General features: G+C 71.7%; 29 protein-coding genes and 1 pseudogene. 24 read left to right on the forward strand and 6 right to left on the reverse strand.

The features are described from left to right. The 17 genes from EXU48_RS25255 to EXU48_RS00085 all read left to right on the forward strand — a co-directional run. The coding region (locus EXU48_RS25255) for a flagellar hook-length control protein FliK (RefSeq protein ID WP_207947556.1) at positions 1–1,308 on the forward strand (1,308 nt) is incomplete at its 5' end. Between the two features lie 16 nt (positions 1,309–1,324). Beyond that, a complete protein-coding gene (locus tag EXU48_RS00010) occupies positions 1,325–1,753 on the forward strand; it encodes a flagellar hook assembly protein FlgD (protein WP_133105544.1) in 429 nt (142 codons plus the stop codon). A gap of 32 nt (positions 1,754–1,785) precedes the next feature. After that, entirely contained in the window at positions 1,786–2,961 is a 1,176-nt protein-coding gene (locus EXU48_RS00015; RefSeq protein ID WP_133105545.1) for a flagellar hook protein FlgE, read from the forward strand. A gap of 290 nt (positions 2,962–3,251) precedes the next feature. Continuing rightward, positions 3,252–3,572: a flagellar FlbD family protein gene (locus EXU48_RS00020; RefSeq protein WP_133105546.1), complete on the forward strand. Its 321-nt coding sequence runs from the start codon at positions 3,252–3,254 to the stop codon at positions 3,570–3,572. Continuing rightward, positions 3,554–4,327 carry a motility protein A gene (locus EXU48_RS00025; RefSeq protein ID WP_133105547.1) on the forward strand — a complete coding sequence of 258 codons (774 nt, stop codon included), beginning with the start codon at positions 3,554–3,556 and terminating at the stop codon, positions 4,325–4,327. The genes EXU48_RS00020 and EXU48_RS00025 overlap by 19 nt, the downstream gene beginning before the upstream one ends. Beyond that, entirely contained in the window at positions 4,324–5,142 is an 819-nt protein-coding gene (locus EXU48_RS00030) for a flagellar motor protein MotB (RefSeq protein ID WP_133105548.1), read from the forward strand. Before EXU48_RS00025 ends, EXU48_RS00030 begins: the two co-directional genes overlap by 4 nt. Before the next feature lie 118 nt (positions 5,143–5,260). Next, positions 5,261–6,112: a flagellar motor switch protein FliM gene (locus tag EXU48_RS00035; RefSeq protein WP_133105549.1), complete on the forward strand. Its 852-nt coding sequence runs from the start codon at positions 5,261–5,263 to the stop codon at positions 6,110–6,112. Then, positions 6,109–6,789: a flagellar motor switch protein FliN gene (gene fliN / locus EXU48_RS00040; RefSeq protein ID WP_133105550.1), complete on the forward strand. Its 681-nt coding sequence runs from the start codon at positions 6,109–6,111 to the stop codon at positions 6,787–6,789. Before EXU48_RS00035 ends, fliN begins: the two co-directional genes overlap by 4 nt. Then, positions 6,789–7,250 carry a FliO/MopB family protein gene (locus EXU48_RS00045; RefSeq protein WP_133105551.1) on the forward strand — a complete coding sequence of 154 codons (462 nt, stop codon included), beginning with the start codon at positions 6,789–6,791 and terminating at the stop codon, positions 7,248–7,250. The genes fliN and EXU48_RS00045 overlap by 1 nt, the downstream gene beginning before the upstream one ends. Beyond that, complete coding sequence (gene fliP / locus EXU48_RS00050; protein ID WP_235856749.1) at positions 7,247–8,149, forward strand: flagellar type III secretion system pore protein FliP; 903 nt, start codon at positions 7,247–7,249, stop codon at positions 8,147–8,149. The genes EXU48_RS00045 and fliP overlap by 4 nt, the downstream gene beginning before the upstream one ends. A 1-nt stretch (position 8,150) precedes the next feature. Then, complete coding sequence (gene fliQ, locus EXU48_RS00055) at positions 8,151–8,426, forward strand: flagellar biosynthesis protein FliQ (protein WP_133105552.1); 276 nt, start codon at positions 8,151–8,153, stop codon at positions 8,424–8,426. A 1-nt stretch (position 8,427) separates the two neighbouring features. After that, a complete protein-coding gene (locus EXU48_RS00060; RefSeq protein WP_133105553.1) occupies positions 8,428–9,186 on the forward strand; it encodes a flagellar biosynthetic protein FliR in 759 nt (252 codons plus the stop codon). A 1-nt stretch (position 9,187) separates the two neighbouring features. Continuing rightward, entirely contained in the window at positions 9,188–10,363 is a 1,176-nt protein-coding gene (locus EXU48_RS00065) for an EscU/YscU/HrcU family type III secretion system export apparatus switch protein (protein WP_133105554.1), read from the forward strand. Between the two features lie 9 nt (positions 10,364–10,372). After that, entirely contained in the window at positions 10,373–12,427 is a 2,055-nt protein-coding gene (locus EXU48_RS00070) for a flagellar biosynthesis protein FlhA (protein ID WP_133105555.1), read from the forward strand. Next, entirely contained in the window at positions 12,399–13,262 is an 864-nt protein-coding gene (locus EXU48_RS00075; protein WP_133105556.1) for a hypothetical protein, read from the forward strand. Before EXU48_RS00070 ends, EXU48_RS00075 begins: the two co-directional genes overlap by 29 nt. Positions 13,263–13,271: 9 nt before the next feature. Further along, positions 13,272–13,538 (forward strand): carbon storage regulator CsrA, encoded by a 267-nt coding sequence (gene csrA, locus EXU48_RS00080; RefSeq protein WP_133105557.1) that lies wholly within the window; start codon positions 13,272–13,274, stop codon positions 13,536–13,538. Between the two features lie 15 nt (positions 13,539–13,553). Then, on the forward strand, positions 13,554–13,841 hold the full coding sequence (locus tag EXU48_RS00085; protein ID WP_133105558.1) for a hypothetical protein: 288 nt from the start codon (positions 13,554–13,556) through the stop codon (positions 13,839–13,841). 182 nt (positions 13,842–14,023) lie between these two features. Here EXU48_RS00085 and EXU48_RS00090 read toward each other — a convergent pair whose 3' ends face one another. Together EXU48_RS00090 and EXU48_RS00095 are read right to left on the reverse strand one after the other, a co-directional pair. After that, on the reverse strand, positions 14,024–14,233 hold the full coding sequence (locus tag EXU48_RS00090) for a hypothetical protein (RefSeq protein ID WP_133105559.1): 210 nt from the start codon (positions 14,231–14,233) through the stop codon (positions 14,024–14,026). 202 nt (positions 14,234–14,435) lie between these two features. Then, a complete protein-coding gene (locus tag EXU48_RS00095; protein ID WP_133105560.1) occupies positions 14,436–14,804 on the reverse strand; it encodes a hypothetical protein in 369 nt (122 codons plus the stop codon). 436 nt (positions 14,805–15,240) lie between these two features. Between EXU48_RS00095 and EXU48_RS00100 the strand changes: the two genes are divergently transcribed. The 4 genes from EXU48_RS00100 to EXU48_RS00115 all read left to right on the forward strand — a co-directional run bounded on the left by EXU48_RS00100 (position 15,241) and on the right by EXU48_RS00115 (position 19,079). After that, a complete protein-coding gene (locus EXU48_RS00100; protein WP_133105561.1) occupies positions 15,241–16,191 on the forward strand; it encodes a hypothetical protein in 951 nt (316 codons plus the stop codon). A gap of 55 nt (positions 16,192–16,246) precedes the next feature. Beyond that, positions 16,247–17,287 (forward strand): LLM class F420-dependent oxidoreductase, encoded by a 1,041-nt coding sequence (locus tag EXU48_RS00105; RefSeq protein ID WP_133105562.1) that lies wholly within the window; start codon positions 16,247–16,249, stop codon positions 17,285–17,287. Positions 17,288–17,391: 104 nt separating this feature from the next. Then, positions 17,392–17,925 carry an RNA polymerase sigma factor gene (locus EXU48_RS00110; RefSeq protein ID WP_133105563.1) on the forward strand — a complete coding sequence of 178 codons (534 nt, stop codon included), beginning with the start codon at positions 17,392–17,394 and terminating at the stop codon, positions 17,923–17,925. Beyond that, positions 17,922–19,079 (forward strand): hypothetical protein, encoded by a 1,158-nt coding sequence (locus EXU48_RS00115; protein WP_133105564.1) that lies wholly within the window; start codon positions 17,922–17,924, stop codon positions 19,077–19,079. Before EXU48_RS00110 ends, EXU48_RS00115 begins: the two co-directional genes overlap by 4 nt. A gap of 4 nt (positions 19,080–19,083) precedes the next feature. Here EXU48_RS00115 and EXU48_RS00120 read toward each other — a convergent pair whose 3' ends face one another. Continuing rightward, positions 19,084–20,034, reverse strand: a complete 951-nt coding sequence (locus EXU48_RS00120) for an oxidoreductase (protein WP_133105565.1) — start codon at positions 20,032–20,034, stop codon at positions 19,084–19,086. Positions 20,035–20,129: 95 nt separating this feature from the next. On the opposite strand from EXU48_RS00120, the gene EXU48_RS00125 reads away from it, so the two are divergent. Next, complete coding sequence (locus EXU48_RS00125; protein ID WP_133105566.1) at positions 20,130–20,786, forward strand: helix-turn-helix domain-containing protein; 657 nt, start codon at positions 20,130–20,132, stop codon at positions 20,784–20,786. A gap of 87 nt (positions 20,787–20,873) precedes the next feature. Continuing rightward, entirely contained in the window at positions 20,874–21,167 is a 294-nt protein-coding gene (locus EXU48_RS00130; RefSeq protein WP_133105567.1) for a DUF4287 domain-containing protein, read from the forward strand. 91 nt (positions 21,168–21,258) lie between these two features. Here EXU48_RS00130 and EXU48_RS00135 read toward each other — a convergent pair whose 3' ends face one another. Then, entirely contained in the window at positions 21,259–22,167 is a 909-nt protein-coding gene (locus EXU48_RS00135; protein WP_133105568.1) for a macrolide 2'-phosphotransferase, read from the reverse strand. Positions 22,168–22,264: 97 nt separating this feature from the next. Here EXU48_RS00135 and EXU48_RS00140 point away from each other — a divergent pair, with 97 nt between their 5' ends. Next, positions 22,265–23,626, forward strand: coding sequence for an MFS transporter (locus EXU48_RS00140; protein ID WP_133105569.1), 1,362 nt, complete (start codon positions 22,265–22,267; stop codon positions 23,624–23,626). An 89-nt stretch (positions 23,627–23,715) separates the two neighbouring features. On the opposite strand, the pseudogene EXU48_RS25375 reads toward EXU48_RS00140, so the two are convergent. After that, a pseudogene (locus EXU48_RS25375) lies at positions 23,716–24,273 on the reverse strand (VC0807 family protein); the annotation flags it as partial. 82 nt (positions 24,274–24,355) lie between these two features. Beyond that, the gene (locus EXU48_RS25555; protein ID WP_133105571.1) at positions 24,356–24,808 is read right to left on the reverse strand and encodes a CopG family ribbon-helix-helix protein; all 453 of its coding nucleotides are present in this window, start codon (positions 24,806–24,808) and stop codon (positions 24,356–24,358) included. Positions 24,809–24,826: the final 18 nt, after the last annotated feature.

Genomic DNA, 24,826 nt, shown 5'->3' on the forward strand with positions numbered 1-24,826 from the left:
ACGCCCGACCGCACCGAGCCCGGCTCCGGGCCCGCCTCCGGACCCGGGGCGCCCGCCGAGGCCGGCCGGCCCCCGGTTCCGGCCGACGCCCAGCCCGGGGCCGGGACGACCCCGGCGACCCCCGGCGCGGTGAGTGGCTCGGCCGACGACGCCGTCGCAGGCCCTGCCGGCGGCAGGACGGGAGTTCTCGACAGTGCTGACAGGGTCGACGGAGCCGCCACGGTCGCCGCGAGCGTCGGCGTTGGCCGCGCGACAGGACCCGACGGCGCACCCTCCACCGCGGGAGCGCTCGCCCTCGCGGGATCGGCAGCGGGAGGCGCGCCGTCCGCGCCCGCCGCGGGTGCCGCCGGCCTGACGCCGGGCGGCACCGGTGCGCAAGCCACTACCACCGGCTCGCCGGCCGCCGCCACGGGCGCGGTCACCGGAGCGTCCGACGCTGCCGGAGTTCCCGGCGAGACCGGCGAGACCGGCACGGTTGGCACGGTTGGCACCACCGGCACCGCCGGCAGGGCTGGCATGGCTGGCACCGCCGGCATGGCAGACATGGCGGGTACGGCAGGAATGGCAGGTATGGCGGACCCGGTCGACGTGGTGGCACCGACCGGTGCCACCGCGCGCGCTTCGGCCCCGACGGCTGGCGGGTTCGGCCTGCCGTCCGCGACCCAGGCGGCAGCAGCGGCCACCGGCGCCTTCGCCGACGGCACCGGACCCGCACCCACGCCCGGACCCACGGCGGACCCGGGAACGGCCCCCGCCCTGGTCACGCCCCTGACCGCACCGGCGCCGCACGTACCCGTGACCACGACGGCGCACCCCGCCGTCGGGCCTTCCACGACACCGTGGCCGGCCGCCGCGCAACTGCTCGACGGCCTGCTCACCCTGCGGTCGACACCGGCAGGGCAGCACACCCTGACGATCAACATCGCGCCGGATCATCTCGGACCGATCGCCGTGCGGGCCCACATCACCGCCGAGGGCATCCGGATCGAGCTGCAGACCCCGGACGCCGGCCGGGAGGCCCTCCGGGCGATCCTGCCGGACCTGCGCCGGGACCTGGCCGCCGGCGGACTGAACGCCACGCTCGACCTCGACGCCGGGCCCCGGGACCACCCGGGGGACGGCGCCCGGGCCGGTGCCGATCCCGACGACGCCCAGCGCGGCGGACGCGGTCCGGGCGAGGCCCCGGCCCACCGCGCCGAGCACCCTGCCAACAGTGCCGAGCGGGCCGACCGGGCCCTGCACCGTCCGGGGGTGGGCCGGGCGACCGGTCGCCCCGGCGGCGGTGCCGCCCTCGACGTCCTGCTCTGAACTCCAAGGAGACCCCATGCCCATCCCACCGGTCGGTGCCAGCACCGTCACGCAGCAGCCGGCCACCCCGGCCCCGCCGAAGCAGACCCTCGACTCCGAGGTGTTCCTGGAGCTGTTGGTCACCCAGCTGCGCAACCAGGACCCGTCGTCGCCGATGGACACCACCCAGATGATCGCCCAGACCACCCAGTTGGCCAGCATGGAGCAACTCACCTCGCTGGCCCGCCTGACCGAGGAGTCGTTCTCCCTGCAGATGCGTTCCGCGGCCGCGGACCTCCTCGGCCGGGAGGTCAGCTACCTCGACGCCGACGGCGCGACCCACACCGGGATCGCGAGCGCCGTCTCCTACGCCGACCAGGTGCCGACGGTGACCGTCGGCACCGAACGCGTGACCCTCGACGCCATCAGCGGCATCGACGCCGGCACCGCCCCGGCCGCCTCCTGACCACCACCTCACCGACCCTGAAAGGCAGACCCATGCTGCGCTCACTCACCTCCGGAATCACCGGGCTGCGCGCCCACCAGCAGATGCTGGACGTCACCGGCAACAACATCGCGAACGTGAACACCACCGGCTTCAAGGCCGGCACGATCCGGTTCCAGGACACGCTGTCCCAGATGGTCCAGAACTCGGCCGGGCCGCAGGCCGGGGCCGGGGGCACGAACCCCGCGCAGATCGGGCTCGGCGTGCAGGTGGCCGGGATCTCGACCACTTTCACCCAGGGTGCGGCCCAGTCCACCGGGCGCGCCTCGGACATGATGATCGCCGGCGACGGGTTCTTCGTGGTCCGCAAGGGCAACGAGACCCTGTACACCCGGGCCGGTGCGTTCGACTTCGACGGCGCGGGCCGGCTGGTCACCACGGACGGCTCGTTCGTGCGCGGCTGGGCCGCCGTGAACGGCCAGGTCAACCCGACCGGCCCGCTCACCGACATCACGCTCCCGGTCGGCGCCCTCGCCGCCGCCGAGGCCACCACCTCGGCCACCGTCGGCGGGAACCTCCCGTCCGACGCCGAGGACGGGACCGAGCTGGTCCGTGACGTCGAGGTGTACGACGCCCTCGGCGGCACCCGCCGGCTGTCCTTGACGTTCCAGTTCACCACCGCCGGCGGCTGGACCGTCGCCGGCTCCGACGGCACCGACACCACACCCGCGCAGGCCCTGACGTTCACCGACGGCCGCCTCACCGGCGGCGGCACCCTCACCGTCGGCGGCGTCTCCGTCGACCTGGCCGCCGTCACCGGCTACGCCGAGCTCAACTCCGTCGAGGTCACCGACGTCGACGGTCGCGGCGTCGGCGAGCTCGAGTCGTTCACGCTGTCCCCCGACGGCACCCTGGTCGGGTCTTTCTCGAACGGGGTCAAGGAGGCCATCGGCCGCATCGCGCTCGCCGGCTTTACGAACCCGGCCGGCCTGGAGAAGGCCGGCGGCTCGCTCTACCGGGCCTCGGCCAACTCCGGTGCCGCCGAGGTGGGGACCGCGGCGTCGAACGGCCTCGGCCAGCTCATCGGCGGTGCGGTGGAGATGTCCAACGTGGACCTGTCGCAGGAGTTCACGAACCTGATCGTGGCCCAGCGCGGCTTCCAGGCGAACTCCCGGATCATCACCACCTCCGACCAGGTCCTTGAGGAACTGGTCAACCTCAAGCGCTGATTCGTCGGCAGGTCCCCCTCGGCTGAGCGGGCAACGGGTCGCATCCGGGACGAAGGTCAGTGGCCACCCGCGGGACGCCGATCCCGCGGCCGGCATCGGCCACGGCCCGCGGTGAGATCGGACCTGCGGCCCTGAGATCGCCGCTCGCGAGCGGCGATCTCAGGGCGGAAGGTGCTATCTCGAGGGTTGGGGTGATGTGCGAGCGACCGGCCTTACCCGACCGGCTCACCGGCCGACAGTGCAGTGCGAGGCCCGATCGGGCCCTTGCCCGCACCTAGAACGAGCCCACCATGATCCTCCTCACCCGCCTCAACGGCGCCCGCTTCGCCATCAACCCGGACCTGGTCGAACGCATGCATGCCACGCCGGACACCACGCTCATCCTCGTGGACGGCTCCAAGCATGTGGTCGCCGAGCCCCTCGACGTGGTACTGGACCGGATCATCGACTTCCGGGCCGCGGTCGTCTCCCGCGCCCGGGACCTTCCCCTCACCAGCGACCGGACCCAACTCGGTCTGGTGCCACTACCGTCCGCAGCCGCCGACCCGACAGCCCCGGTGCCGCTGCGGTCGCGAAAGAAGGAGGATCCGACGTGGACCCCGCAACGCTGATCGGCATCCTCCTCGCGTTCGGTGCCCTGCTGGGCATGGTCACGCTGGAGGGTGCGAGCCTCACGTCGCTGCTGCTGCCCGCACCGATCCTGCTCGTGGTCGGCGCCACCATCATGGTCACGATCGCCGGAGGCACGCTCGCGGACACCGGCCGCGCCGCGAAGGGTGCGGTACGCGCGATCCGGGGCAAGCCCGTGCCGCCCAACCGGACGATCACGACACTGGTGGAACTGTCCGAGAAGGCCCGCAACGACGGGCTGCTCTCCATGGAGAGCATGCTCGAGGAGGTGGATGACCCATTCCTGCGGGAGGCGTTCCAGGCCATCGTGGACGGTATGGACTCCGAGGAGCTGCGGCAACTGCTCGAGGACAAGCTGGACACGAAGTCCGGGCGGGACCGGCAGGTCGCCAAGTTCTACTCCGACATGGGCGGGTACGCCCCCACCATCGGCATCGTCGGCACCGTGGTCTCCCTGGTGCACGTGCTGGAGTACCTCTCCGAGCCAGCCACGCTCGGCCCGTCGATCGCGGCGGCGTTCGTGGCGACCCTCTGGGGCGTGATGACCGCGAACTTCCTCTGGCTGCCGATCTCGAACCGGCTCAAGCGGCTGTCCGACCTCGAGTGCGACCGGATGACCCTGGTCATCGAGGGTGCCCTCGCCGTGCAGGGCGGCCTTCAGACCCGCGCCCTGGACGAACGCCTGCGCGCACTCGTACCGGACGACCTCCCGCAGCAGAAGGAGAAGGCGGCATGAGTCGCGCCGGCACAACTCGTTCCCGCCGGGTCCACGCCGCCCACAGCGAGGAGGGCGGCGACGAACGCTGGCTGGTCTCCTACTCGGACATGATCACGGTCCTGATGGCGCTGTTCATCGTGATGTTCGCGATCTCCAGCGTGGACCAGGGCAAGTACGACGAGCTGCGCAACGCACTCTCCACGGGCTTCGGACAGACCGATCTCGGCCGGGTCGACATCACCGAGGGCGTGGTGGTCCCGCCCGAGGAGATGCCCGGCCCGGCGGCCACCCCGCAGCCCGAGACCGACGCCGACCGGGCCGCGGTGGAACTGGCCTCGCTGGAGCAGCTCCGCGACCACGTCGCGGCCGCGCTCGCAGCCGACGGGCTGGCGGGAGCGGCCCGCCTCACCCTGGACGAGCGGGGTCTGACCATCGGGCTGGTCACCTCCGAGATGTTCTTCGAACCCAACCGGGCCGAGCTCACCAGCCGCGCGGTGCAGGTCCTCGACGCGGTCACCCCGGTCGTGGTGGCCTCCCGATACGCCGTCTCCGTGGAGGGGCACGCCGACCACCGCACCGGCACCTACCCGTTCCCGACGAACTGGGAGCTCTCCTCCGGCCGCGCCACCCAGGTGGTCCGGCACATGATCGCCACCGGCGGCATCGGCCCGGAGCGGATCGCGGCCGTCGGGTTCGGCGACTCCCGTCCCCTGGCGGACGGCTCCGCCCCTGACGCCCTGGCGATGAACCGTCGGGTCGACATCGTGGTCCTCTCGGACGCGCCGGAGTCCGTGCGAGCGTTGCTGCCCCAGTTGCTGTCAGAGGGCACCTGACCATCCACCAACGTCTAGACACGAATCGCTTACATCGGGGGCGCCGGCGACGACAGTCAGCGGTGTGACGGTCGCAGACACGCGCGCAGGCGCTCCATCCCCCGCACCAGGTGATCCCGTGGTGTATGACTTCCGTCGACCCACGGCGCTGGCCAGGGAGCAGTCGCGGATCCTGGAGCTCGCGTTCGAGACGTTCGCCCGGCAGTGGGGGACGCAGCTGACCGCCAAGGTTCGGGTGCGCTCCCGCGTCGAACTCGACCAGGTCCGGCTGCAGACCTACGACGACTACACCGCCGGCCTGCCCACGCTCACCACGATGGTGCTCCTGGAACTGCCCGGCGAGTCCCCGCGGGCGGTGATCCAGTTCCCGGTCGGTGCCGCGCTCACCTGGATCGGGCACATGCTCGGTGCCACCGCGGAGCAGGCGCCCGACGCCGACCGGGAACTGACCGTCCTGGAACAGAACCTCGTCCGCCGGCTGATGAGTGACGCCGTCGAGGACCTGCGGTACTCCCTCGGCGAACTGCTGGGGGTCGCCCCGGAGGTGCGCTCGCTGCGCTTCAACGCCCAGTTCGCGCAGGCCGCCGGGCCGAACGAACCGATGGTCGTGGCCGCGTTCACGGTGACGTTCGGCGAACGCAGCGTCACCGCCACCCTGGCGCTGCCCTCCGTCACCCTGCTCCCCCAGCTCGGCGGAACGGTCCCGACCACCGGGGGCCCCGCCGCGGATCTGATCGCCGGGGCCCTGGAACTGGTGCCCCTGGGGGTGTCCGTGCGGCTCGCCCCGGTCCCGGTCCGGCCCGCGCAGATCCTCGACCTCGCGATCGGCGACCTGATCACCATCCCTCACCCACGAACGCGGCCGCTCGACGTCGCCGTCGACGACCGGGTGCTCGCCACCGCCGCCGTCGGGTCCACCGGTTCCCGGTTGGCCTGCGTCATCGTCACCACCGAGGAGTCCAACCGATGAGCACCACCACCGCCCCCTCCGCCACCCTCGACGCCGCCTCGGCGCTCACCGCGCTGATGCCGATGCCCGTCTCCGGGGTCCAGATCCGGCCGGACGACCTCGCCGCCGACGGCGCTGCCACCGCCTTCCTGGCCTCGTTCGTGGGCGCGACCTCCGCGGAGGTGGCGCTCGCGCTCACAGATGACCTGCCGACCGACGGTCTGGTCTCCGGCGCGGACGTGCTGCGGCCCGCCCTGGAGGCGGCCACCGCCGCCCTCGGCTCCGGGATCCTCTCGGACATCACCGAGGGTGACGCCGGCGATCTGCTCGCCGCCTCCGACGTCGCGGTCTACGACCTGAACGCCCCGGACGGCCGGACCCTCGGCTGGTTCGCGATCCGGCTCCGCCCGAACGCGAACCCGGGTGGCCGGGCCACGGGCGCGTCCCGCACCGGCCGGATCAGCCGGATCAACGACGTGGAGATGACCCTCACGGTGGAGATCGGCCGCACCCGGATGAGCGTGCGGGACGTGCTGGACCTGGAGCCCGGCGGCGTAGTCGAGCTCGACCGGTCCGCCGGTGCCCCGGCCGACCTGCTCCTCAACGGCCGGCTGATCGCGCACGGCGAGGTGGTCGTCGTGGACCAGGACTACGCGATCCGCGTCACTCAGATCCTGGACGCGACCGAGGCCGACTGATGGACACCCTCCTGCTGGCGCTGCGGGTGGCGCTCTCGCTGGCGTGCGTGCTCGCTCTGATGTGGTTCGCGCAGCGCCGCCTCGGCCGCGCCCGGACCCGGCGCCGCGGCGAACTGGACGTGGTGGCTCGCCAGAACCTGGGCGGGAAGGCCCAGGTCGTCCTGCTGGAGACCGCCGGCAGCCGGTTCCTGCTCGGCGTGACCGAGCACCAGGTCACCGTCCTGCACACCGTGGACGCCCCCGCCGCCGCGACCGTGCCCAGCCAGCCCACCTTCGAGGCCTCCCTGGCCCGCGCCACGGACGACACCGGCGGTGCCGGCGGTGCCGATGGTGACCGGCCCACGCTGCTCCCGGTGAACGCCCTCGAGCCGCCGACGGGCTGGGCGGCGGGCTCCCTGTTCGACGTCGGCACCTGGAAGGCGGCCGCCGCGGCGGTCACCGGTAGGAACCGGGCCGCGTGAGCACCCTCGCCATCGACACTGCCGACGCCTTCGGCCGGGTGCCCGCCGCCGCCCGGGTGCGCCGGATCGTCCTGACCCTGCTCGCCGTCGTCACCCTGACGGTGCTCGTCGGCATCCTGTTCTCCGGGTCCGCACACGCCGACACCGTCGATCCCACCGACCCGAGCACGCCCACGGTGCCCACGGGCCCCACCGGTCCGACCGGCCCCGACGACACCGCCGATCCGGCGGGCGGCGTGTCGGTCTCCATCAACGGCCCGAACGGCGCGCCGAACAGCGCGATCGTCACCCTGCTCGCGGTCACGGTGTTGGCCGTCGCGCCGTCGCTGCTGCTCATGATGACGGCGTTCACGAAGATCTTCGTGGTGCTGGCGATGACCCGGAACGCGCTCGGGCTGACCACGGTGCCGCCGAACCAGGTGCTCGCCGGGCTCGCCCTGTTCCTCTCGCTGTTCATCATGGCGCCGGTGCTGAGCGAGATCAACGACGTCGCCCTGCAGCCCTATCTGGCCGGGGACATCCTGGTCAGCGACGCCTTCGACCTCGGCTCCGGACCGCTGCGCGAGTTCATGCTCGCCCACACCCGTGAGGAGGACCTGGCGCTGATGACCCGGGCCGCCGGCACGGAGAACCCCGAGAGCACCGCCATGGTGCCGCTCACCACCCTCGTGCCCGCGTTCATGATCTCCGAGCTCCGGGCCGCGTTCATCATCGCGTTCGTCATCTTCGTGCCGTTCCTGATCATCGACCTGGTCACCTCCGCGGCCCTGATGAGCATGGGCATGATGATGCTGCCGCCGGTCATGATCTCGCTGCCGTTCAAACTGCTGCTGTTCATCCTCGTCGACGGTTGGGGACTGATCGTCACGGCCCTGGTCTCCTCCTACCAGGTGACCTGACGTGGATACCTCGGCCGTCCTGGACATCGCGGTGGACGCTCTCGTCCTCGCCGCGAAGTTGTGCCTTCCGATCCTGGTCACCGCCCTGGTCGTCGGGTTCGGGATCTCCCTGCTGCAGTCGATGACCCAGATCCAGGAGATCACCCTCTCGTTCGTGCCGAAGGCCGCTGCCGTGGCCGTCGCCCTGCTCATCAGCGGGCACTGGATGATCTCCGAGCTGACCAGCTTCACCACCGGCCTGTTCGACGCCATCCCCGGCCTTCTGGGCGGGGGCTGACATGGGGTTCCAGTTGGACCAGGGCTGGCTGGAGGCGGTGCTGCTCGCCGCGGTGCGGGTGACCGCGTTCCTGTTCATCGCGCCCCCGTTCGCCCACCGCGGGGTGCCGGCCCGGATCAAGGCGATGCTCGCCGTCGGGCTCGCCCTGGCGGTGTCCCCGGTGGTGACGTCCGGGTACGTCAGCCTGGAGCTGCCTGACTTCCTGCTCACGCTCGTGTCCCAGCTGTTCATCGGTGCCGGTCTCGGCACGCTCGTCGCCGTCGTGTTCGCCGCGGTGCAGTCCGCCGGCAGCCTGATCGACCTGTTCGGCGGGTTCCAGATGGCGCAGGCCTTCGACCCGGGTCTGCAGGTCTCGGTGAGTCCGTTCGGCCGGCTCTACCACTTCGCCGCGATCGTGCTGCTGTTCGCCTCGGACGGCTACCAGCTGATCCTGGCCGGCCTGGTCCGCACGTTCACCGCACTGCCGCTCGGTGCGGCCTGGCCGAGCGCCGACCCGGCCGCAGCCCTGACCACCGGGCTGAGCGAGATGTTCGTGGCGGCCCTGCAGATCGCCGGCCCGATGATCGTGGTCCTCTTCCTCGCCGACGCAGGGCTCGGCCTGCTCACCCGGGTCGCGCCCGCCCTGAACGCGTTCGCGCTCGGCTTCCCGGTGAAGATCCTGCTGACCGTGTCCCTGGCGGCCACCGCGTTCCTGGCCCTGCCCAGGATCGTCGCCTCCCTGACCGACCAGGTCACGGACATCCTCGTGGGGGTGGGCTGAGATGGCGGAGTCCGGAGGGCAGGAGCGGTCCGAGAAGGCCACCGACAAGCGGATGAAGGAGGTCCGCGGCGACGGCTCCCTCGCCAAGTCGCAGGACCTGTCCGCGTGGTTGGGCATCGGCGCCGGCGCTCTCGTCCTGCCCTGGACCCTCACCCTCGGCGCCGAGGCCGCCGAGCATCAGGTGAACGCGGTCGAGCGGATCATCGCCACCCCCGATCCCGCCATCGCCGTGGCTGCGCTGTCCGAGGGTCTGGGCACCGTGCTGCCGACCCTGTTCCCCGTGCTCGCCGCCACCCTGGTCGCCGCGGTGGCCGGCGCCGTGGCGCAGGGCGGGATCCACCGGAAGAAGTTCAAGGTCTCCGTGGAGAGTCTGAACCTGGTGTCCGGTCTCAAGCGCACGTTCGGTCCCCAGGCGTTGTGGAACGGGGTGAAGGCCGCCCTGAAGACGGCGGTCGTCGCGGTGGTCCTCGTCGTCTCGGTGCAGTCCCTGATGCCGGTGCTGTTGTCCTCCGGCGGGCTGTCCCTGTCGGCGCTGCTGAGTGCGGCCGGCAGTGGGGTCAGCTCGTTGCTGCGGGTCGCGGTGGTCGCCGGCCTTGCCCTGGCGGCCCTCGACGTCTTCATCATCATCCGGCGCAACCGGAAGAAGACCCGGATGACCAAGCGCGAGGTCAAGGACGAGAACAAGCAGACCGACGGCGACCCCCTGATCAAGGGCGCCATCCGATCCCGGCAGCTGGCCATGTCCAGGAACCGGATGATCGCGGCGATCGCGGACGCCGATGTGGTGGTCGTCAACCCGACCCACGTCGCGGTGGCGCTGCGCTACGAACCGGGACGCTCCGCGCCCCGGGTGGTCGCCAAGGGCTCGGGTCACGTCGCCACCCGGATCCGGGAGCAGGCCGCGGCCGACGGCGTCCCGATGGTCGCGGACGTCCCGCTCGCCCGGGCACTGCACGCCGCCTGCCGTCTCGGCGAGGAGATCCCGGTCGACCTCTACGACGCCGTGGCTGCGATCCTCGCGTTCGTGATGTCCCTGAAGCGGCGCGGGTCCGTCCCGCCCGGGGCCGTGCACACGATGCCTCGGCCCGCATCAGGGTCCGGATCGGTGGCGCGACCCGCCGCCCGATCGGCCCCCCGCACAGCCCAGCCCGCCGCCACCCAGTCCCTGCCCGCCTAGGAGAGCGCGATGAACCGCAACTACGCCCGCCTGCTCGTCCCGGTCTTCGTCGTCGGGATCGTGCTGCTGCTCGTCGTGCCGGTGCCCGCGGCCCTGCTCGACGTGCTGTTCGTGGTGAACATCGTCGGCGGGCTGGTGATCCTGCTCATCGCGATGTACGCGAAGAAGCCCCTGGACTTCTCCGTGTTCCCGTCCCTGTTGCTCGTGGCGACCCTGTTCCGCCTGGGCCTGAACGTCGCCTCGACCCGCCTGGTCCTGCGGGACGGCTACGCCGGGGCGATCATCGAGACGTTCGGCCACATCGTGGTGGGCGGGTCGCTGATCATCGGTGCGGTCATCTTCCTGATCCTCGTGGTGATCCAGTTCGTGGTGATCACCAAGGGCGCCGAGCGGGTCGCCGAGGTCGGCGCCCGGTTCACCCTCGATGCGATGCCCGGCAAGCAGATGGCCATCGACGCAGACCTGAACGCCGGGCTGATCACGGACGAGCAGGCCCGGGCCCGGCGTGCCGAGGTCGCCGCCGAGGCGGACTTCTACGGCGCGATGGACGGTGGGTCGAAGTTCGTCAAGGGAGACGCGATCGCCGGCGTCATCATCATCTTCATCAACCTCATCGGCGGCTTCGCGATGGGGATGCTGCAGCGCGGCATGTCCGCCGGGGACGCCCTGAACACCTACTCGCTGCTCACCATCGGCGACGGTCTGGTCTCCCAGATCCCGGCCCTGCTGATGGCGGTGGCGACCGGCCTGATCGTCACCCGGTCGAACGCGGAGACGGACATGGGCGCCGCGGCCGGGGCCCAGCTCGTGCAGTCCCGGTCGGCCCTGATGATCGCCGGCGGTGCCGCCGTCGCGCTGGCCCTGATCCCGGGGATGCCGAAGCTCCCGTTCGTGCTGATCGGGGGCCTGCTGCTGCTCGCCAGCCAGCGGATCAAGGGGCGCGAGGAGGCGACCGCGCGCGAGTCCGCCCGGGCCGAGACGACGTCGCAGAGCACCCCCCGGAACGAGACCGAGGACCTGATCGACGCGATGCGGGTGCACGCACTGGAGATCATGCTCGCCCCCGACCTGGTGGACCTGGTCTCCGGAACCGCCGACGATCTGCTGGCCCGGGTGCGGGCCCTGCGCCGCAAGATCGCGATGGAGCTCGGCGTGGTGATCCCGCCGGTGCGCACCAGGGACAGCCTCGAGCTGCCGATCGCCACCTACGTGGTCCGGATCGCCGGAGTGGAGGTGGGCCGTGGCCAGGCTCCGGCCGGGAAGGTGCTCGCCCTCGGGGAGGACCTCGGATCGCTGCCGGGCACGCCGATCGTCGAGCCCGTGTTCGGCCTGGCCGGCAAGTGGATCCCCGTCGAGATGCAACACGCCGCCGAGATGTCCGGGGCCACCGTCATCGACCGGGTCTCGGTCCTGGTGACCCACCTGTCCGCGCTGGTCACCGCGCACGCCGACCGGCTGCTCAGTCGCGAGGACGTCCGGGTCCTGGTCGAGTCGGTCCGCGCGGCGAGCCCGTCCGCCGTCGACGAGCTCGTCCCGAACGTCCTCTCCCTGGCGCAGGTGCAGCAGGTGCTGCAGGGGCTGCTCGCCGAGCAGGTTCCGATCAACGACCTCACCCGGATCCTGGAGGCGTTGACCCTGCGGGCCAAGGCGAGCACGGACCCGGAGCAGCTCATCGAGGCGGCGCGGGCCGCCGTCGCGCCCGCCCTGGTGGCCGGGCGCACGACCGAGGGCGTCCTGCGCGTCGTCACCCTCGATCCGACGCTCGAACAGTCCATGCTCGAGGGACTGCGCCCGGGCGAGGACGGCACCCAGATCCTGCTCGACCCCGTGCAGATCGACGCCGTACTCACCTCCGTCGGCAACGAGCTGGCCGCCCTGGCGCAGGCCGGGACCGAGGCGGTCCTCGTCTGTGCGCCGCAGTTGCGGCCGGCCGTACGCCGTCTGGTCGCCGCCCGGAGTCCGAAGGCGGCGGTGCTCTCCTACGGCGAGGTGACGTCCGCGTCCGTGGCGATCGAGACGGTGGGGGTGGTGCGCGGTGCAGCGGCGCTTACGACTGGAGGGTGAGAGTCTGGAGGACCTGCGGGCCCAGGCCCACCGCCAGTTCCCGCGGGCCCGGATCGTCTCCGCCGAGCGGGTGCGGGTGGGCGGCATCGCGGGCTTCCTCGCCCGCCAGCACTTCGAACTGGTCCTGGAACTGCCCGACGGCGGCGGGTCCGAGCCGCAGGTCGGTGGCCTGGACGTGTTGCTGGCCTCGGCGGACGCCGTGGAGGAATCGATGCGGGCGGCCCCCGTGTCCACCGAGTCACCGCGGTTCGCGGAGATGCTCGACGCGCTGACCCAGGAGGAGCAGCCGGTCGTCCCCGCCTCCCCACCGTCGGCCCCGGCACCGTTGCGCGGACCGGGGGACCTGGTGCTCGTCCTCGGTCCTGAACGTGCCGCGCTCGAGGTCGGCGCCGCCATGCTCGGCTCGCTCGGGGTCGACCCCGCCTGCCTGCTCCGTGCGGGGACCTTCAACCCGCAGACGAGTTCGGCGCTGGAGGCGCGCAATCAGGCGACCCGGGCGCGTGCCGCGGGGGTCGAGGACGGTCACGCCACGGTGATCGCGGTTGGGCTCGGCCGCCACGGCGCCGATCCGGCCGCCCAGGTGGAGGCGGTCCGCGCCATGGCCGCCGATCAGGTGTGGCTCGTGGTGGACGCCGGCCGCAAGCCGGACGACACCGCCCGGTACGTGCAGGACGTGCGGGTGGGCATGGTGGTGGACGCGTTGGCCGTGGAGGGAGCCGCGGGCACCGCGACCCCGGAGACGGTCACCGAACTCGGTGTGCCGATCGGCTGGGTTGACGGATCCGCCCTGGCCGATTCCCCGGAAGGACTCGCCAGTGTCTATACATTGCAGTAGAGTGTCCACGTGCTTGTACTCACGCGGAAGGCCGGCGAGCAGATCGTCATCGGCAATGACATCACGATCACCCTGATCGAGGTGCGCGGTGGCGACGTCCGGATCGGCATCGACGCGCCGCGGTCCGTGACCGTCCATCGCGCCGAGGTGGTCGAGGCGGTCTCGGCCGCGAACGTCGCCGCGGCGCACGCATCGGCGGCGGACGAGGACCGCATCCGCGCGCTGCTCGCACCACCGGGTGCCGTAGGCAAGCCCGACACCTCCGACGACGTCTAGACGATTCGGGTGGACATGTCAATCCGTGCAGAACGCACCGCGTCCGAACCGGACGTCCTGGCCCAGATCCGCCTGCTCCAGGAGCTGGTCACTGCGATGGCGGTCGGTCTGGATCCCTATGTCATCCAGGGCCTGAGCTTCGCGCAGAAGGAGCTGCTGGCGGACATCGTGGACGCCCAGCACGCGGCCCTTGATCGCGCCGATGGCATCGAACCGGGCCACCCCCTGGCCTATGAGCCGGAGCCGCGCTGGTGGCATGAGTCCGCGTTGCCTCCGGTGCCCGCTGCGTCGCGGGTAGGCTGAGCCGCCTCAGGCAGCGGTACCCACGCGTCAACGCCGGGTCGACGCCCGACGCGCCGGCTCGTGCCCGGAGTTCCGCGACGCGACCGTCGCAACGCGACCGTCGGAATGGGTTCGGCCGGGCGACCCGGGTGCCATGGACGTGACTCGCCGGCCGGCACCGACCGGCGGGTGCCGGCGTGCTCTCAGAACTCGCCGTGCCAGGCGATCAGGTCGGCGACGAACTCCTCCACGGCGCCGTCGATCTCCATCGAGCCGAGGGCATCGGCCCCGAACAGTCGCGCGTCCCCCGCGATCCCGGCAAGCAGGTCGTCGATCTCGACGGCTTCGGCTACCACCGGTGACTGCGCGACGTGCCATTCGGCACCGCCACGCACTTCCGCAACTACGGACATCCTTCCACCCTCCAGGCCATGACTGGCGACCCTCCCCGGCCGCACGACACACAGGTTCTCGGGAACCGGTCAGGAGCGTCAACAACCTGCAATACTTTCCGTTACCGTTCCGTGATCTTCGGCTCGGGGTGCACATGCGAGAGCCCCCGCACCGGTTCGGTGCGGGGGCTCTGTGGTCTGCTCGGGGGTCGCGCCCCGGGCGTCAGCGCTGGCGTGGCGCCTTGTAGGCGACCTGCGCGCCGGGCGAGGAGTTGGCATAGGCCTGGAGGGCTTGCGTGACCACATCGGTCACCGTCACGCCCTCCATGTCAGCCTTCGCCCGCACGAAGGCGAGCAGGCGCGGGGGCAGCCGGCACGCCCAGGGGACGAGAAGCGCGTCCGCCGGCGGCAACTCGTCGGGCACGGTGGCACCCTTGCGGCCGTGCGACTTCTGCACCCGGGCGATTCGCCGTGCGACGCCCAGCGCCTCATCGGGAGCGATCGGGGCACCGCCGTACCGCATCGGCAACTGGTCGAACTCGCCCGGAAGCGCGTCGACCGTCACGGTGTCCGTCGTTGGCGTCTCGTTCATGTACTGCGCCTTCACCTGGCCCCTAGCTGATGCACCCTGTCGCACCCCACTGGTTGGGGGGTGCCGTTATCCGCACAGATACTCTACCGTCCTCACGGATGACTAGACAAACGACACCCGAACGAATGTCGCCCGGCCTGCTGGAATTCCCGTCATCTCAAGCCGGCCGTGGCTGCCGAACGGTCGGCGGTGGGGCGTCCCGCGTCTGACGGCGTGTCAAGCCACCGGCGACCCAGGCCCTGCCCGCCCACGATTTGTGGCGCAATTCATAGCACTACCCCGGACAAGACGGGCCCGGGACGCTACCATGGCGCTGGCAGATGATGGACGACCGGCCGGTTCGGGGGAACGGCGCTGGTGGCACATCACGGGCCGGTACACCGATCGTCGACGCCCCGTCCCCCTCCACGCACTTCTTTCTCGTTGAGGGTTCCGGATGACCGATCGTCGCAGACAAGCCATTCTCGCTGCTGCCCTCTCCATCGGCGACGTCACCGATGACACGATGCCGGCGGTCGCGCCGATCGACACCCAGCACTCCATCTTCGAGATGGCTGGGATCCAGCTCGAACACACGCTCGGCCAATTGCGCCCGCACAGCCAGGTGCCCGCCTGGGCGGGCGCCGTGGAGCAGGAGCTGATCGCCGCGCACGAACGGCACCCGGAGCTGATCCACACCGCGTTCCCGTGGTTCGACCGCTGGTACGACGGCCCCGCCGCATACCGGTCACCGCTGCTGAACAAGTTCGCGCACAACCTCGGCAACGCCGTTCGTTCCGAGCGCCTGCTGCGCACGAGCGTTCTCGGGCAGTTCCTCCAGGAGTGCGTGGGCAGCCTGCTCCGACGCCGGCGCGCGTTCCACACGTTGTTCCTCGACGAGGCACCCGCCGCCCGCACGGCCCGGATCGACGCACTCCGTCTGCGCGAGGAGGTCCCCTCGCTCGAGCTCCTCGCCCTCGACCTGATGTGGCACTGGCGTGACCAGGTCCAGATGCAGGCGACCCGGGCCCAGCTCGAGCGGATCGTGCTGTTCCGGACGATCGCGCTGACCGGACCGGCGGCCGAGTGGGCCCTCGCCGAGGGGCGCCGGACGCTCGCCGACGGTCAGGACACCACGTTGCGCCAAGCCCAGGACCATCTTGTCTTCACGCCGCTGGCCCGATGGACGATGTCCCGGTGGGAGGCCACGCAGGAGGCACTGAAGGTCGGACGCCGCGGTCAGGTGATCCTCGAGGTGGAGTTGCCGATCCGGTCGGTGTGGGCGCCCTCCTCGGCGGACCCGGTCGCGTTCGTGGCGTCACCGGTTCCGCCCCGCCCGGCCCGCCCGGACTTCCCGCTGGTCACGGCCGACGAGTCCTGGCGGCTCGTCAGCATCGACACCCTCTGAGTCCCCTGACCCTCGCCGGCCCGGCGCCGGCGTCCGGGTGCGGCAGGATGACCTCATGCGCTTCGGATTCCACACCGGGTACTGGGCCGCCGGACCGCCGACCGGCGCGGCCGAGGCGGTCGTGGCAGCGGACCGGCTCGGCTTCGACTCGGTCTGGACCGCCGAGTCCTACGGCTCGGACGCCCTGACCCCGCTCGCGTGGTGGGGTGCGGCGACGAGCCGGGTCCGCCTCGGCACCGGCATCATGCAGATGTCCGCCCGCACCCCGACCGCCACCGCGATGGCGGCCCTGACCATGGACCACCTCTCCGGGGGCCGGTTCGTGCTCGGACTCGGCGCCTCCGGCCCGCAGGTCGTCGAGGGCTGGTACGGCCAGCCGTACCCGAAGCCGCTCGCCCGCACCCGCGAGTACGTCGACATCGTCCGGCAGGTGCTGCGCCGGGAGGGCCCGGTCACCTATTCCGGTGCGCACTACGAGTTACCGCTCGACGGCGGGGCGCACCAGGGCAAGCCGCTGCGGTCCACGGTGCACCCGTTGCGTGCCGACCTGCCGATCCACCTGGCCGCGCAGGGGCCGAAGAACACCGCGCTGGCCGCCGAGATCGCGGACGGTTGGCTGCCCGCGTTCGTCTCGCCGAAGCTCGACGCGGCCTACCGCGAGCACCTCGACGAGGGGTTCGCCGCCCGCTCACCCGAGCTGACGCCGTCGTCATCCTTCGAGGTGTGCGCGAGCGTGCCCGTGGCCCTCGGGCCCGACCTCGAGACCGCCGCGGACCACATCCGCCCGCACCTGGCGCTGTACATCGGTGGCATGGGCTCGGCGACCACGAACTTCCACCGGGACGCGATCGAACGGCTCGGGTACCGAGCCGAGTGCGCGGAGGTGCAGCGCCGGTACGCGGCCGGGGACAAGGCCGGCGCCGCGGCCGCGATCCCCATCGAACTGGTCCTGGACGTGGCCCTGGTCGGCCCGCCTGCCGCGATCCGCGAGCAGTTGGTGGCGTGGGAGTCGAGCGTGGTCACGACGCTGATCCTGCAGACCGACCCGCGGCTGCTCCCGGCGCTGGCGGACGTGCTGGGACTGGCAGCACCCTGATCATCTTCTGAGAGAGATCGGACCGTGGATGTGACGAACGGGTACGTCCCGGGGATGTAGAGGTGACAGCAGCGTTTCGTCCCCGACGGTGAGGTGGGCACCCGATGTCCGACGAAGACCGGTTCGATCGCCTCTACCAGGCGCATCGGCCCGACCTGGAGAGGTTCGTCCGACGGCGGGTTTCGCCCGCACAGGTCGAGGACGTCGTGGCCGAGACGTTCCTCGTCGCGTGGCGCCGCCTCGACGACCTACCGACGGACCCACGGCCGTGGCTCTTCGGGATCGCCCGGAACCTCATGCTCCGCAGCGTGCGCTCGACGGGCCGCTGGCATGCCCTGCAGGTGCGGCTCGCCGCCGAACCCAGACCGGCCACCGAAGATCTGGCCACCGAGGTCGCGACCCGGACCGACCTCGCCCGCGCCTGGGCGAAGCTCAGCGTCGGCGAGCAGGAGGTCCTCGCCCTGATCGGCTGGGACGGCCTCTCCGCCGGGGAGGCCGCAACCGTTCTCGGCTGTCACGTCGGCACGTTCCGGATGCGCCTGCTGCGGGCCCGGCGCCACCTCCTGCACATCCTCGACCGGCTCCCGCCCGTCGAGGCGCGGCCCACCCGTCCCGTCACCAACGGAGCCCTCTCATGAACCGCACTGACACGTTCCTGAACCAACTCGCCGTCCTCGATCCCGCCGCAGACTCGACCCACACCAGCCCCGAGACGGTCGAGGACACCCGGCTCTGGGTGCTCAGCCACGACCGGAGCGACCGCAAGGGACGCTCTGCGGCGCCCACCACCCCCGGCGTGGGCGAGCTGGTGACTCTCCTCCGGGCGGAACCGGTCGCCGGGCACCGCGTACGTGGTGAGGGTCCCCGGCGTGAGGCCCGGCCGAACCGCCTCGCCCGCCGGCGGGTGGCGCTGGCGGGCGCGGCCGTGGTCATCGTTCTCGGCGTGGTGGGTGTGCTGCCGAACATCCTGCCCGGCGGCGAGACCACGACACCGCCGGCCGCGGCGATCCCGATGCTCGCCTATGCCGAGCCGGACGGCGTCGACGGCCCCGCGGGGCTGCAGCAGCTCGCGGATCAGGTGCGCGCCGCCGTACCGCCGACCGAGTCCGGACGGTACTTCTTCGAGCACCGCCAGTACGTCGGCTACGCGATGCACGAGGTCGAGGTGTCCGAGGGCTACTGGGAGGTCGACCGCCTCGTCCCCATCGTGGACCAGTCCTACCGTTGGTACGAGACCACCGACCTCTCCGGCGGGCAGTTGTACGTTCGCGACGGCGAGGAGGTCGAGACCCACGAGACCGTGCTCGCCGCGGGCGAGGGCGCCACCTACCCGTTCGACCTACCGGACGCGCCGCAGGCGATCTATGACCTCGTCATGCTCAACAACGACCAGCACCAGAGCAACCCGGGCTACTACCTCATCGACGCCTACAACGCGGCGGCGAACGCGCTCAGCCAGGAGGGCCGGGCGACCTTCCTCGAGGCGCTCGCGCTCGCCGACGACGTCACCTCCTACGGCCAGGTCACCGACCGCGAGGGCCGCGACGGGGTCGCCTTCGGTGCCTCCCGGTTCGAGGTGGACACCGAGGGCGAGACGGTCGAGATCGAGTCGATCCTGATCCTCGACCCGGACACCGGGAAGGTCCTCGAGGTGGAAACGGTGTACCCGAACGACCTCGCCGGAGCCCCCGACGTCGTCGAGGAGTACGACCTCGTGGTCGAGACCGGGTACATGGACACGCTGCCGGACTGCGGGTCCGTCGTCTGCCCCGGAGTCGACGACGCCGGCTGATGCGTCAGGCCGGTACACCGGCGATCCCGTCAAGCAGGTCGATCTCAGACTCGTTCAGCTCAAGCGCCCCGGCCGCCACGTTCTCCTCGAGGTGCGTGACGTTGCCGGTGCCGGGGATCGCGAGCACGTGCGGGCCGCGGTGCAGCGTCCAAGCCAGCCGCACCTGGGCACCGGAGGCGCCGTGGGCGGCGGCGACCGCGGCGACCTCCGCCAACCCGGTCTCGTCGGCCGCGTCGTGCGGGCTGGTGCCGGGCACCACGGCCGCGACGGCGAAGAACGGCACGAACGCGATGCCGAGCTCGCCGCAGAGCGTGAGCAGGGCGTCGTCGGCGCGGTTGGTCAGGCCGTACTGGTTCTGCACGCACACGATCGGAGCGATCGTCAGGGCCTCGGTCAGCTGCTCGGCGGTGATGTTGGAGATTCCGAGGTGCCGGATCAGGCCGGCGTCGCGCAGTTCCGCGAGCGCGCCGACGTGGTCGGCGACCGGTCCCGCCTCGGTGGTCATGCCGGAACCCCACCGGAGGTTGACCACGTCGAGGTGGTCGAGGCCGAGCTGGCGGATGTTCTCCTCCACCTGGCCGCGGAGCTGGTCGGGACGGGCGTAGGGCTCGAAGCCGCCGTCCCGCGAACGGCTGGCGCCGACCTTGGTGGTGATCACGAGGTCGTCGGGGTAGGGCTGCAGGGCGGTGCTGATCAACTCGTTCGCGGACCGGGTCGGGACGAAGTAGAAGGAGGCGGTGTCGATGTGGTTGACGCCGAGCTCGACGGCGCGGCGGAGCACGGCGATGGCGTCGTCGCGGTCCCGGGGGGCCGGGTCCCACGGCATGCCGGTGAGCCGCATCGCGCCGAGGCCGGTCCGGTTGATGGTCCGGTCGCCCAGCTGCCAGGTGCCGGCAGCCGCGGCGTGCGGGACGGACGGGGTTGCGGTGTTCGGGGCTGCGGTGTTCGTTGTCATGGAGACAGCCTTGCGCGGCGCCGGCCCCCTTCGGCCCCGCTGGCAGGTTGCTGCCGATCCTTGGCAGGATGCTGCCGGCGAGCAAGAATCGACGTATGCAGACCGGCGAAGCAGTCACGCTCGTCCACGGCGAGGAGGAGTTGCTCGCTCGGACGAGGCACCTGTTCGAGACGGCGACCGACGTGGCGTGCGCGGCGAACGACCTCGGCACCTGGACGATGAGGCAGGAGCCGGAGTGGCTGGACGCCGCAGCCCTGTCACGGCGGGGGGACGTCCGGGTACGCAAGATCTTCCGGCCCGGGATGCTGCTCGACCCGGTGTCCGCGCAGCAGGTCGCCACGGCCCGGGACCGGCACGGTGCCCAGATCCGCATCACCACCGAGGACATCAACGAGACCATCATCTTTGACCGGCGCCTCGCGGTCCTCGCCGGCGACGTCAGGGCCGGCCGGCGCAGCTACAGCGTGATCACCCAGCCCGAGGTGGTGCAGGGCGTCACGTCACTGTTCGAGGCGGCCTGGAGGTCCGCCACGGATCTCGCGCTCTACGACGCCCGGATCGCCGAGGTCCGCGAGCTCGCGCCCCGGGTGCTGGACCTCCTCGCGCAGGGGGCCAAGGACGAGTCCGCGGCCAGGATCCTCGGTCTCGGTGTGCGTACCTACCGGCGGAGGGTGGCCGGACTCATGGATGCGCTGGGGGCCGAGTCCCGGTTCCAAGCCGGCGTGCGGGCCCGGGAGCTGGGTCTCGTCTGAGGCGCCGGTGAGAAGCGCCGGGGACGCCGGTCCATAGACCAGAGTGGGCACGATGCCCGCCTTACCCGACCACCCAAGGAGAACCACATGTCGTTCCAGGCCTACCTCGACACCATCGAGGACAAGACGGGGCGCACCCCCCGCGAGCTCGTCGCGATCGCCGGGGAGAAGGGCATCACCGCGGACTCCAAGGCCGGTGACGTCGTGACCTGGCTCAAGGAGGACTACGACCTCGGCCGTGGGCACGCGATGGCACTGTGGCACGTGATCAAGAACGGCCCGGGCATCAGCAGTAAGCACGTCGGGACCACGGGCACCCACCGGGACGCCTCCGACACGCTCTGGCTGGACGGGAAGGCGACACGGCCGAGCACGGCCTGACCCCGGTCCGGCAGCGACGACGGCGACTCACCCGGAGCAGCGGCTGGTCGTCGGCGCCGTCGACGCTGGCTGCGCGGCGACGACGCGCGGGTCAGTCCTGCGGGTCCAGGCCGGCCTGGGCTGCCGCGTGGACCCGGTCGTCGCCGGTCTCGAGCGCGTAGAGCCCGTACGCGACGGGTCCGAAGGCGAGCAGTTCGGCACAGTGTTCGGCGAGCCTGGACCAGGTGCGTCCACCCCGCTCGGCGAAGCGGCGCACGGTGAGGTCGAAGATCTCCGGCGGGGCGGTCATCTTCTGGAACGCGAGGTCGCGGGCCGGGTCGTCGAAACCACCCGTGGTCCAGTCGATGACGGCGCTGATGCGTCCGCCGTCGAGCAGGACGTGCCCCTGGTAGAGCTCGCCGTGCCCGAAGGCGGTCCAGGTCGGCCAGTAGGAGTCGTCGTCGAGCCAGGACTCCCACCGGGCCCGCAGGGGCGCCGCCACGGCGAACGCGTCGGCCACGCGCTCGTACTGCTCGCGCCGCCGCGACCGCGACGCGGCGGCATCGATCACATCCAGACCGGCCGCGCTCGCCTCCTCGGGCGTGATCGCCTGCATCCGGGCGACCAGGTCGGCGAACTGGGTGGCATACTCACGGGAGGAGACGTCCATGTGCCAGACCGGTTCCCCGTCCGCCCCGAGCGTCAGGCCGGGAGACCCGGGCAGCAGCGGGTAGGCGATCAGCTCGTCGGTGCATACTCGCCAGTCCGGCACGGCGGCGCCCAGCCGGGGCGCCACCAGGCGCAGCACCGCCGCCTCCGTGCGGATCGACTCGGCCATCCCGCCACGGCGCGGGATCCGCAGGACCCAGGCCTCGCCGTCGGGTGTGCGTGCGTGGGCCACGCGGAAGTCGAGCCCGAGTTCGTTCAGGGTGACCGACTCCGCGGCCAGGGTCAGACCGTGGCGTGCGCCCAGGGCGACGATCTCCACGGCCGTCGGGGCGGGTGACGTCGCGTCGGTCATGGTCCGCCACCTTAGGTGGCCCGGCGGGACCCGGCCACCGCGGCCACGGACAGGACTACGCTGCAGGCGCCGCTCCCACCGACACCCCGAGGTCACCATGTCCGATCGACTGCGCCGGCCCGACCCGCCGACCGGTGCGCCCGAATCCGGTGCGCTCACCCGCTCCGAGCGCCTGGACCGACTGCCCTTCACGCGCCTGCACGGCAGACTTCTCGGTGGCTCGGGCGTGGGCTGGGCCCTGGACGCCATGGACGTCGGGCTGATCTCGTTCATCATGGCCGCCCTGGCGACCGAGTGGAACCTGAGCCAGGGCCAGGTCTCCTGGGTCGCGTCGATCGGGTTCGTCGGCATGGCCATCGGCGCCAGCGTCGGCGGGCTGCTCGCGGACCGGATCGGTCGCCGGCAGGTGTTCGCGCTGACCCTGCTCGTGTACGGGCTGGCCACCGGCGCCTCCGCCCTGGCCGGCGGGCTCGCGGTCCTGATCGTGCTGCGGTTCATCGTGGGGCTCGGGCTGGGCTCGGAGCTACCGGTCGCGTCCACGCTCGTCAGCGAGTTCGCACCGAAGCGGATCCGCGGCCGGGTCGTGGTCATCCTCGAGGCGTTCTGGGCCGTCGGCTGGATCGCGGCGGCCCTGATCGGCTACTTCGTGGTGCCGCTGGAGAACGGCTGGCGGTGGGCGTTCCTGATCGGGATGGTCCCGGCCGCCTACGCCCTGGTGGTGCGGCGCACGCTGCCCGAGTCGGTCCGGTTCCTCGAACGCAAGGGCCGCACCGATGAGGCCGAAGCAGCCGTGTGGCGGTTCGAGGAGGCCGCCGACGTGGCGCCGGTCCCCTCCCCCGCTGCCCCTCCCGAGCCCGCACCACTGCACTGGCGCGAGCTCTGGACCGCCCGGTTCCGCCGCCGCACGCTCGCCCTCTGGATCGCCTGGTTCGGGGTGAACTTCGCCTACTACGGGGCGTTCATCTGGCTGCCGTCGCTGCTCGTGGCGCAGGGCTTCCCGCTGGTGAAGTCCTTCGAGTACACGCTGATCATCACCCTCGCGCAGTTGCCCGGGTACGCCCTGGCCGCCTTCCTGATCGAGAAGTGGGGCCGGCGGGCCACCCTCGCCTCGTTCCTGGCCGGTTCGGCGGCCGCCGCCGTGCTCTTCGGCCAGGCGGAGACGGTGGCCGGCATCATCGCGGCCGGGATGGCGCTGTCCGCGTTCAACCTGGGCGCCTGGGGCGCCCTGTACGCGGTCACCCCGGAGGTCTACCCGACGGCGCTGCGCGGCACGGGCGCGGGCGCCGCCGCCGCATTCGGCCGGCTCGCGTCGATCATCGCGCCGCTGTGCGTGCCGGTGCTGATCACCGCCGGCGGCTCACCGCTCGCGTTCGGGGTGTTCGGGGCCGCGTTCGTGCTGGCGATGGTCGGTGCGTTGTTCCTGCCGGACCTGACCGGGGTGGCGCTCGAGGAGACCTGACCCGGCCGCGGCCGGCCCCACTGCGCACCGAACAGCGTGCGCCAGTGACCCGTGCGGCGGATCAGCAGGTGCGTGGGGAGCTGCAGGGCAGCGATCGTGACGAGCGTGAGCACCACGTCCAGGCTCGGCACCCACGTCACCGGCAGCTGCCAGGACATCAGGATCCGCAGGCCGGCGTCGGCCAGCCCGGCGACACCCCACGCGATCGTGATCTGCCGCCAGGCCCGCCGGAACGCCGGGTCGGTGTCCCAGAGCCGGTCCAGCACATCGGCCCGGCCGGGCAGCACCTCACGGGTCACCGTGAACGTGATCGGCCGGGGCAGCGCGAGCGTCACGAACGCCCACAGGCTCAGCGGGGCGCTCACCCACGCGTTGCGCAGCAGCAACTGCCGGGCGTCCTCGGTGACCAGCCCCACAACGAGGCTGGCAACCATCCCGATCAGGATCAGCACGCCGAGGGCATCCACCGTGCGTGCCCGGACCAGGGACACAACGGACCCCACCGCCGGCGGAACCATCCCGACGATCAGCGCCGGGGCCTCACCGACGCCGAGGGCGAGCAGCCCGTGGAAGAGCACCAACGGCGCGGCGATGTCGACGAGGAGTCGGGAGGCCCGGCGCAGTCGCTTCGTCAGGTTCGTGGTCATGCCTCCACGATGGCCATGACGGCCTGCGGCGCGCTCCGGGCAGGCGGCCAGAGGTGACCCGTCCGGAGGAGGTGCGCCCCCCCTACTTCAGTCGGTAGCCGACCTTCACGCGAGCGGGTCGACGACCGTGACGCCGTTGAACCGGGCGAACCCGCGATCTGACGTCACCAACCGTGCGCCACGCTCCAACGCAAGCGCGGCAAGGTACGCGTCCGGATTGGCGGTCGGCCGGACGGAAGGTGTCGACCAGCACATTCACGTCGAGGAACAGCACACAGTGCCCGATCGGATCGTTGTCTCCGAGCAGATCCGCCATCTGCTCCTTGTCGTCCAGGTCGACGCCCGGTCGAAGGCCCGGATGCGCGGGAATGAACACCGGGAGGTCGAGCGGCTCGGCATCGGTGCGCTCCTTCTGGGCGTCCAGGTACGCGCGCAAGGCGTCCTCCAGCACCGAACCGATCGAGCGGTGACTGCGCGCGGCAAGGACCTTCGCTTCGGCGAGCAGGTGATCATCCACGTTGACTGTGGTACTCATCAACGCACCAGATCATCA

This window comes from Occultella glacieicola (assembly GCF_004353825.1).
In the GTDB taxonomy this organism is placed as follows: Bacteria; Actinomycetota; Actinomycetes; order Actinomycetales; family Beutenbergiaceae; genus Occultella; species Occultella glacieicola.

Coding starts and splice junctions, on each gene's coding strand:
- EXU48_RS00130 (WP_133105567.1), top strand. CDS start 20,874: ATGTCGTTCCAGGCCTACCTCGACACCATCGAGGACAAGACGGGGCGC.
- EXU48_RS00095 (WP_133105560.1), bottom strand. CDS start 14,804: ATGAACGAGACGCCAACGACGGACACCGTGACGGTCGACGCGCTTCCG.
- EXU48_RS00135 (WP_133105568.1), bottom strand. CDS start 22,167: ATGACCGACGCGACGTCACCCGCCCCGACGGCCGTGGAGATCGTCGCC.
- EXU48_RS00015 (WP_133105545.1), top strand. CDS start 1,786: ATGCTGCGCTCACTCACCTCCGGAATCACCGGGCTGCGCGCCCACCAG.
- EXU48_RS00140 (WP_133105569.1), top strand. CDS start 22,265: ATGTCCGATCGACTGCGCCGGCCCGACCCGCCGACCGGTGCGCCCGAA.
- EXU48_RS00060 (WP_133105553.1), top strand. CDS start 8,428: ATGGGGTTCCAGTTGGACCAGGGCTGGCTGGAGGCGGTGCTGCTCGCC.
- EXU48_RS00120 (WP_133105565.1), bottom strand. CDS start 20,034: ATGACAACGAACACCGCAGCCCCGAACACCGCAACCCCGTCCGTCCCG.
- EXU48_RS00085 (WP_133105558.1), top strand. CDS start 13,554: ATGTCAATCCGTGCAGAACGCACCGCGTCCGAACCGGACGTCCTGGCC.
- EXU48_RS25555 (WP_133105571.1), bottom strand. CDS start 24,808: ATGAGTACCACAGTCAACGTGGATGATCACCTGCTCGCCGAAGCGAAG.
- EXU48_RS00090 (WP_133105559.1), bottom strand. CDS start 14,233: ATGTCCGTAGTTGCGGAAGTGCGTGGCGGTGCCGAATGGCACGTCGCG.
- EXU48_RS00020 (WP_133105546.1), top strand. CDS start 3,252: ATGATCCTCCTCACCCGCCTCAACGGCGCCCGCTTCGCCATCAACCCG.
- EXU48_RS00045 (WP_133105551.1), top strand. CDS start 6,789: ATGGACACCCTCCTGCTGGCGCTGCGGGTGGCGCTCTCGCTGGCGTGC.
- EXU48_RS00125 (WP_133105566.1), top strand. CDS start 20,130: ATGCAGACCGGCGAAGCAGTCACGCTCGTCCACGGCGAGGAGGAGTTG.
- EXU48_RS00115 (WP_133105564.1), top strand. CDS start 17,922: ATGAACCGCACTGACACGTTCCTGAACCAACTCGCCGTCCTCGATCCC.
- EXU48_RS00065 (WP_133105554.1), top strand. CDS start 9,188: ATGGCGGAGTCCGGAGGGCAGGAGCGGTCCGAGAAGGCCACCGACAAG.
- EXU48_RS00110 (WP_133105563.1), top strand. CDS start 17,392: ATGTCCGACGAAGACCGGTTCGATCGCCTCTACCAGGCGCATCGGCCC.
- EXU48_RS00030 (WP_133105548.1), top strand. CDS start 4,324: ATGAGTCGCGCCGGCACAACTCGTTCCCGCCGGGTCCACGCCGCCCAC.
- EXU48_RS00070 (WP_133105555.1), top strand. CDS start 10,373: ATGAACCGCAACTACGCCCGCCTGCTCGTCCCGGTCTTCGTCGTCGGG.
- EXU48_RS00105 (WP_133105562.1), top strand. CDS start 16,247: ATGCGCTTCGGATTCCACACCGGGTACTGGGCCGCCGGACCGCCGACC.
- fliN (WP_133105550.1), top strand. CDS start 6,109: ATGAGCACCACCACCGCCCCCTCCGCCACCCTCGACGCCGCCTCGGCG.
- EXU48_RS00100 (WP_133105561.1), top strand. CDS start 15,241: ATGACCGATCGTCGCAGACAAGCCATTCTCGCTGCTGCCCTCTCCATC.
- EXU48_RS00010 (WP_133105544.1), top strand. CDS start 1,325: ATGCCCATCCCACCGGTCGGTGCCAGCACCGTCACGCAGCAGCCGGCC.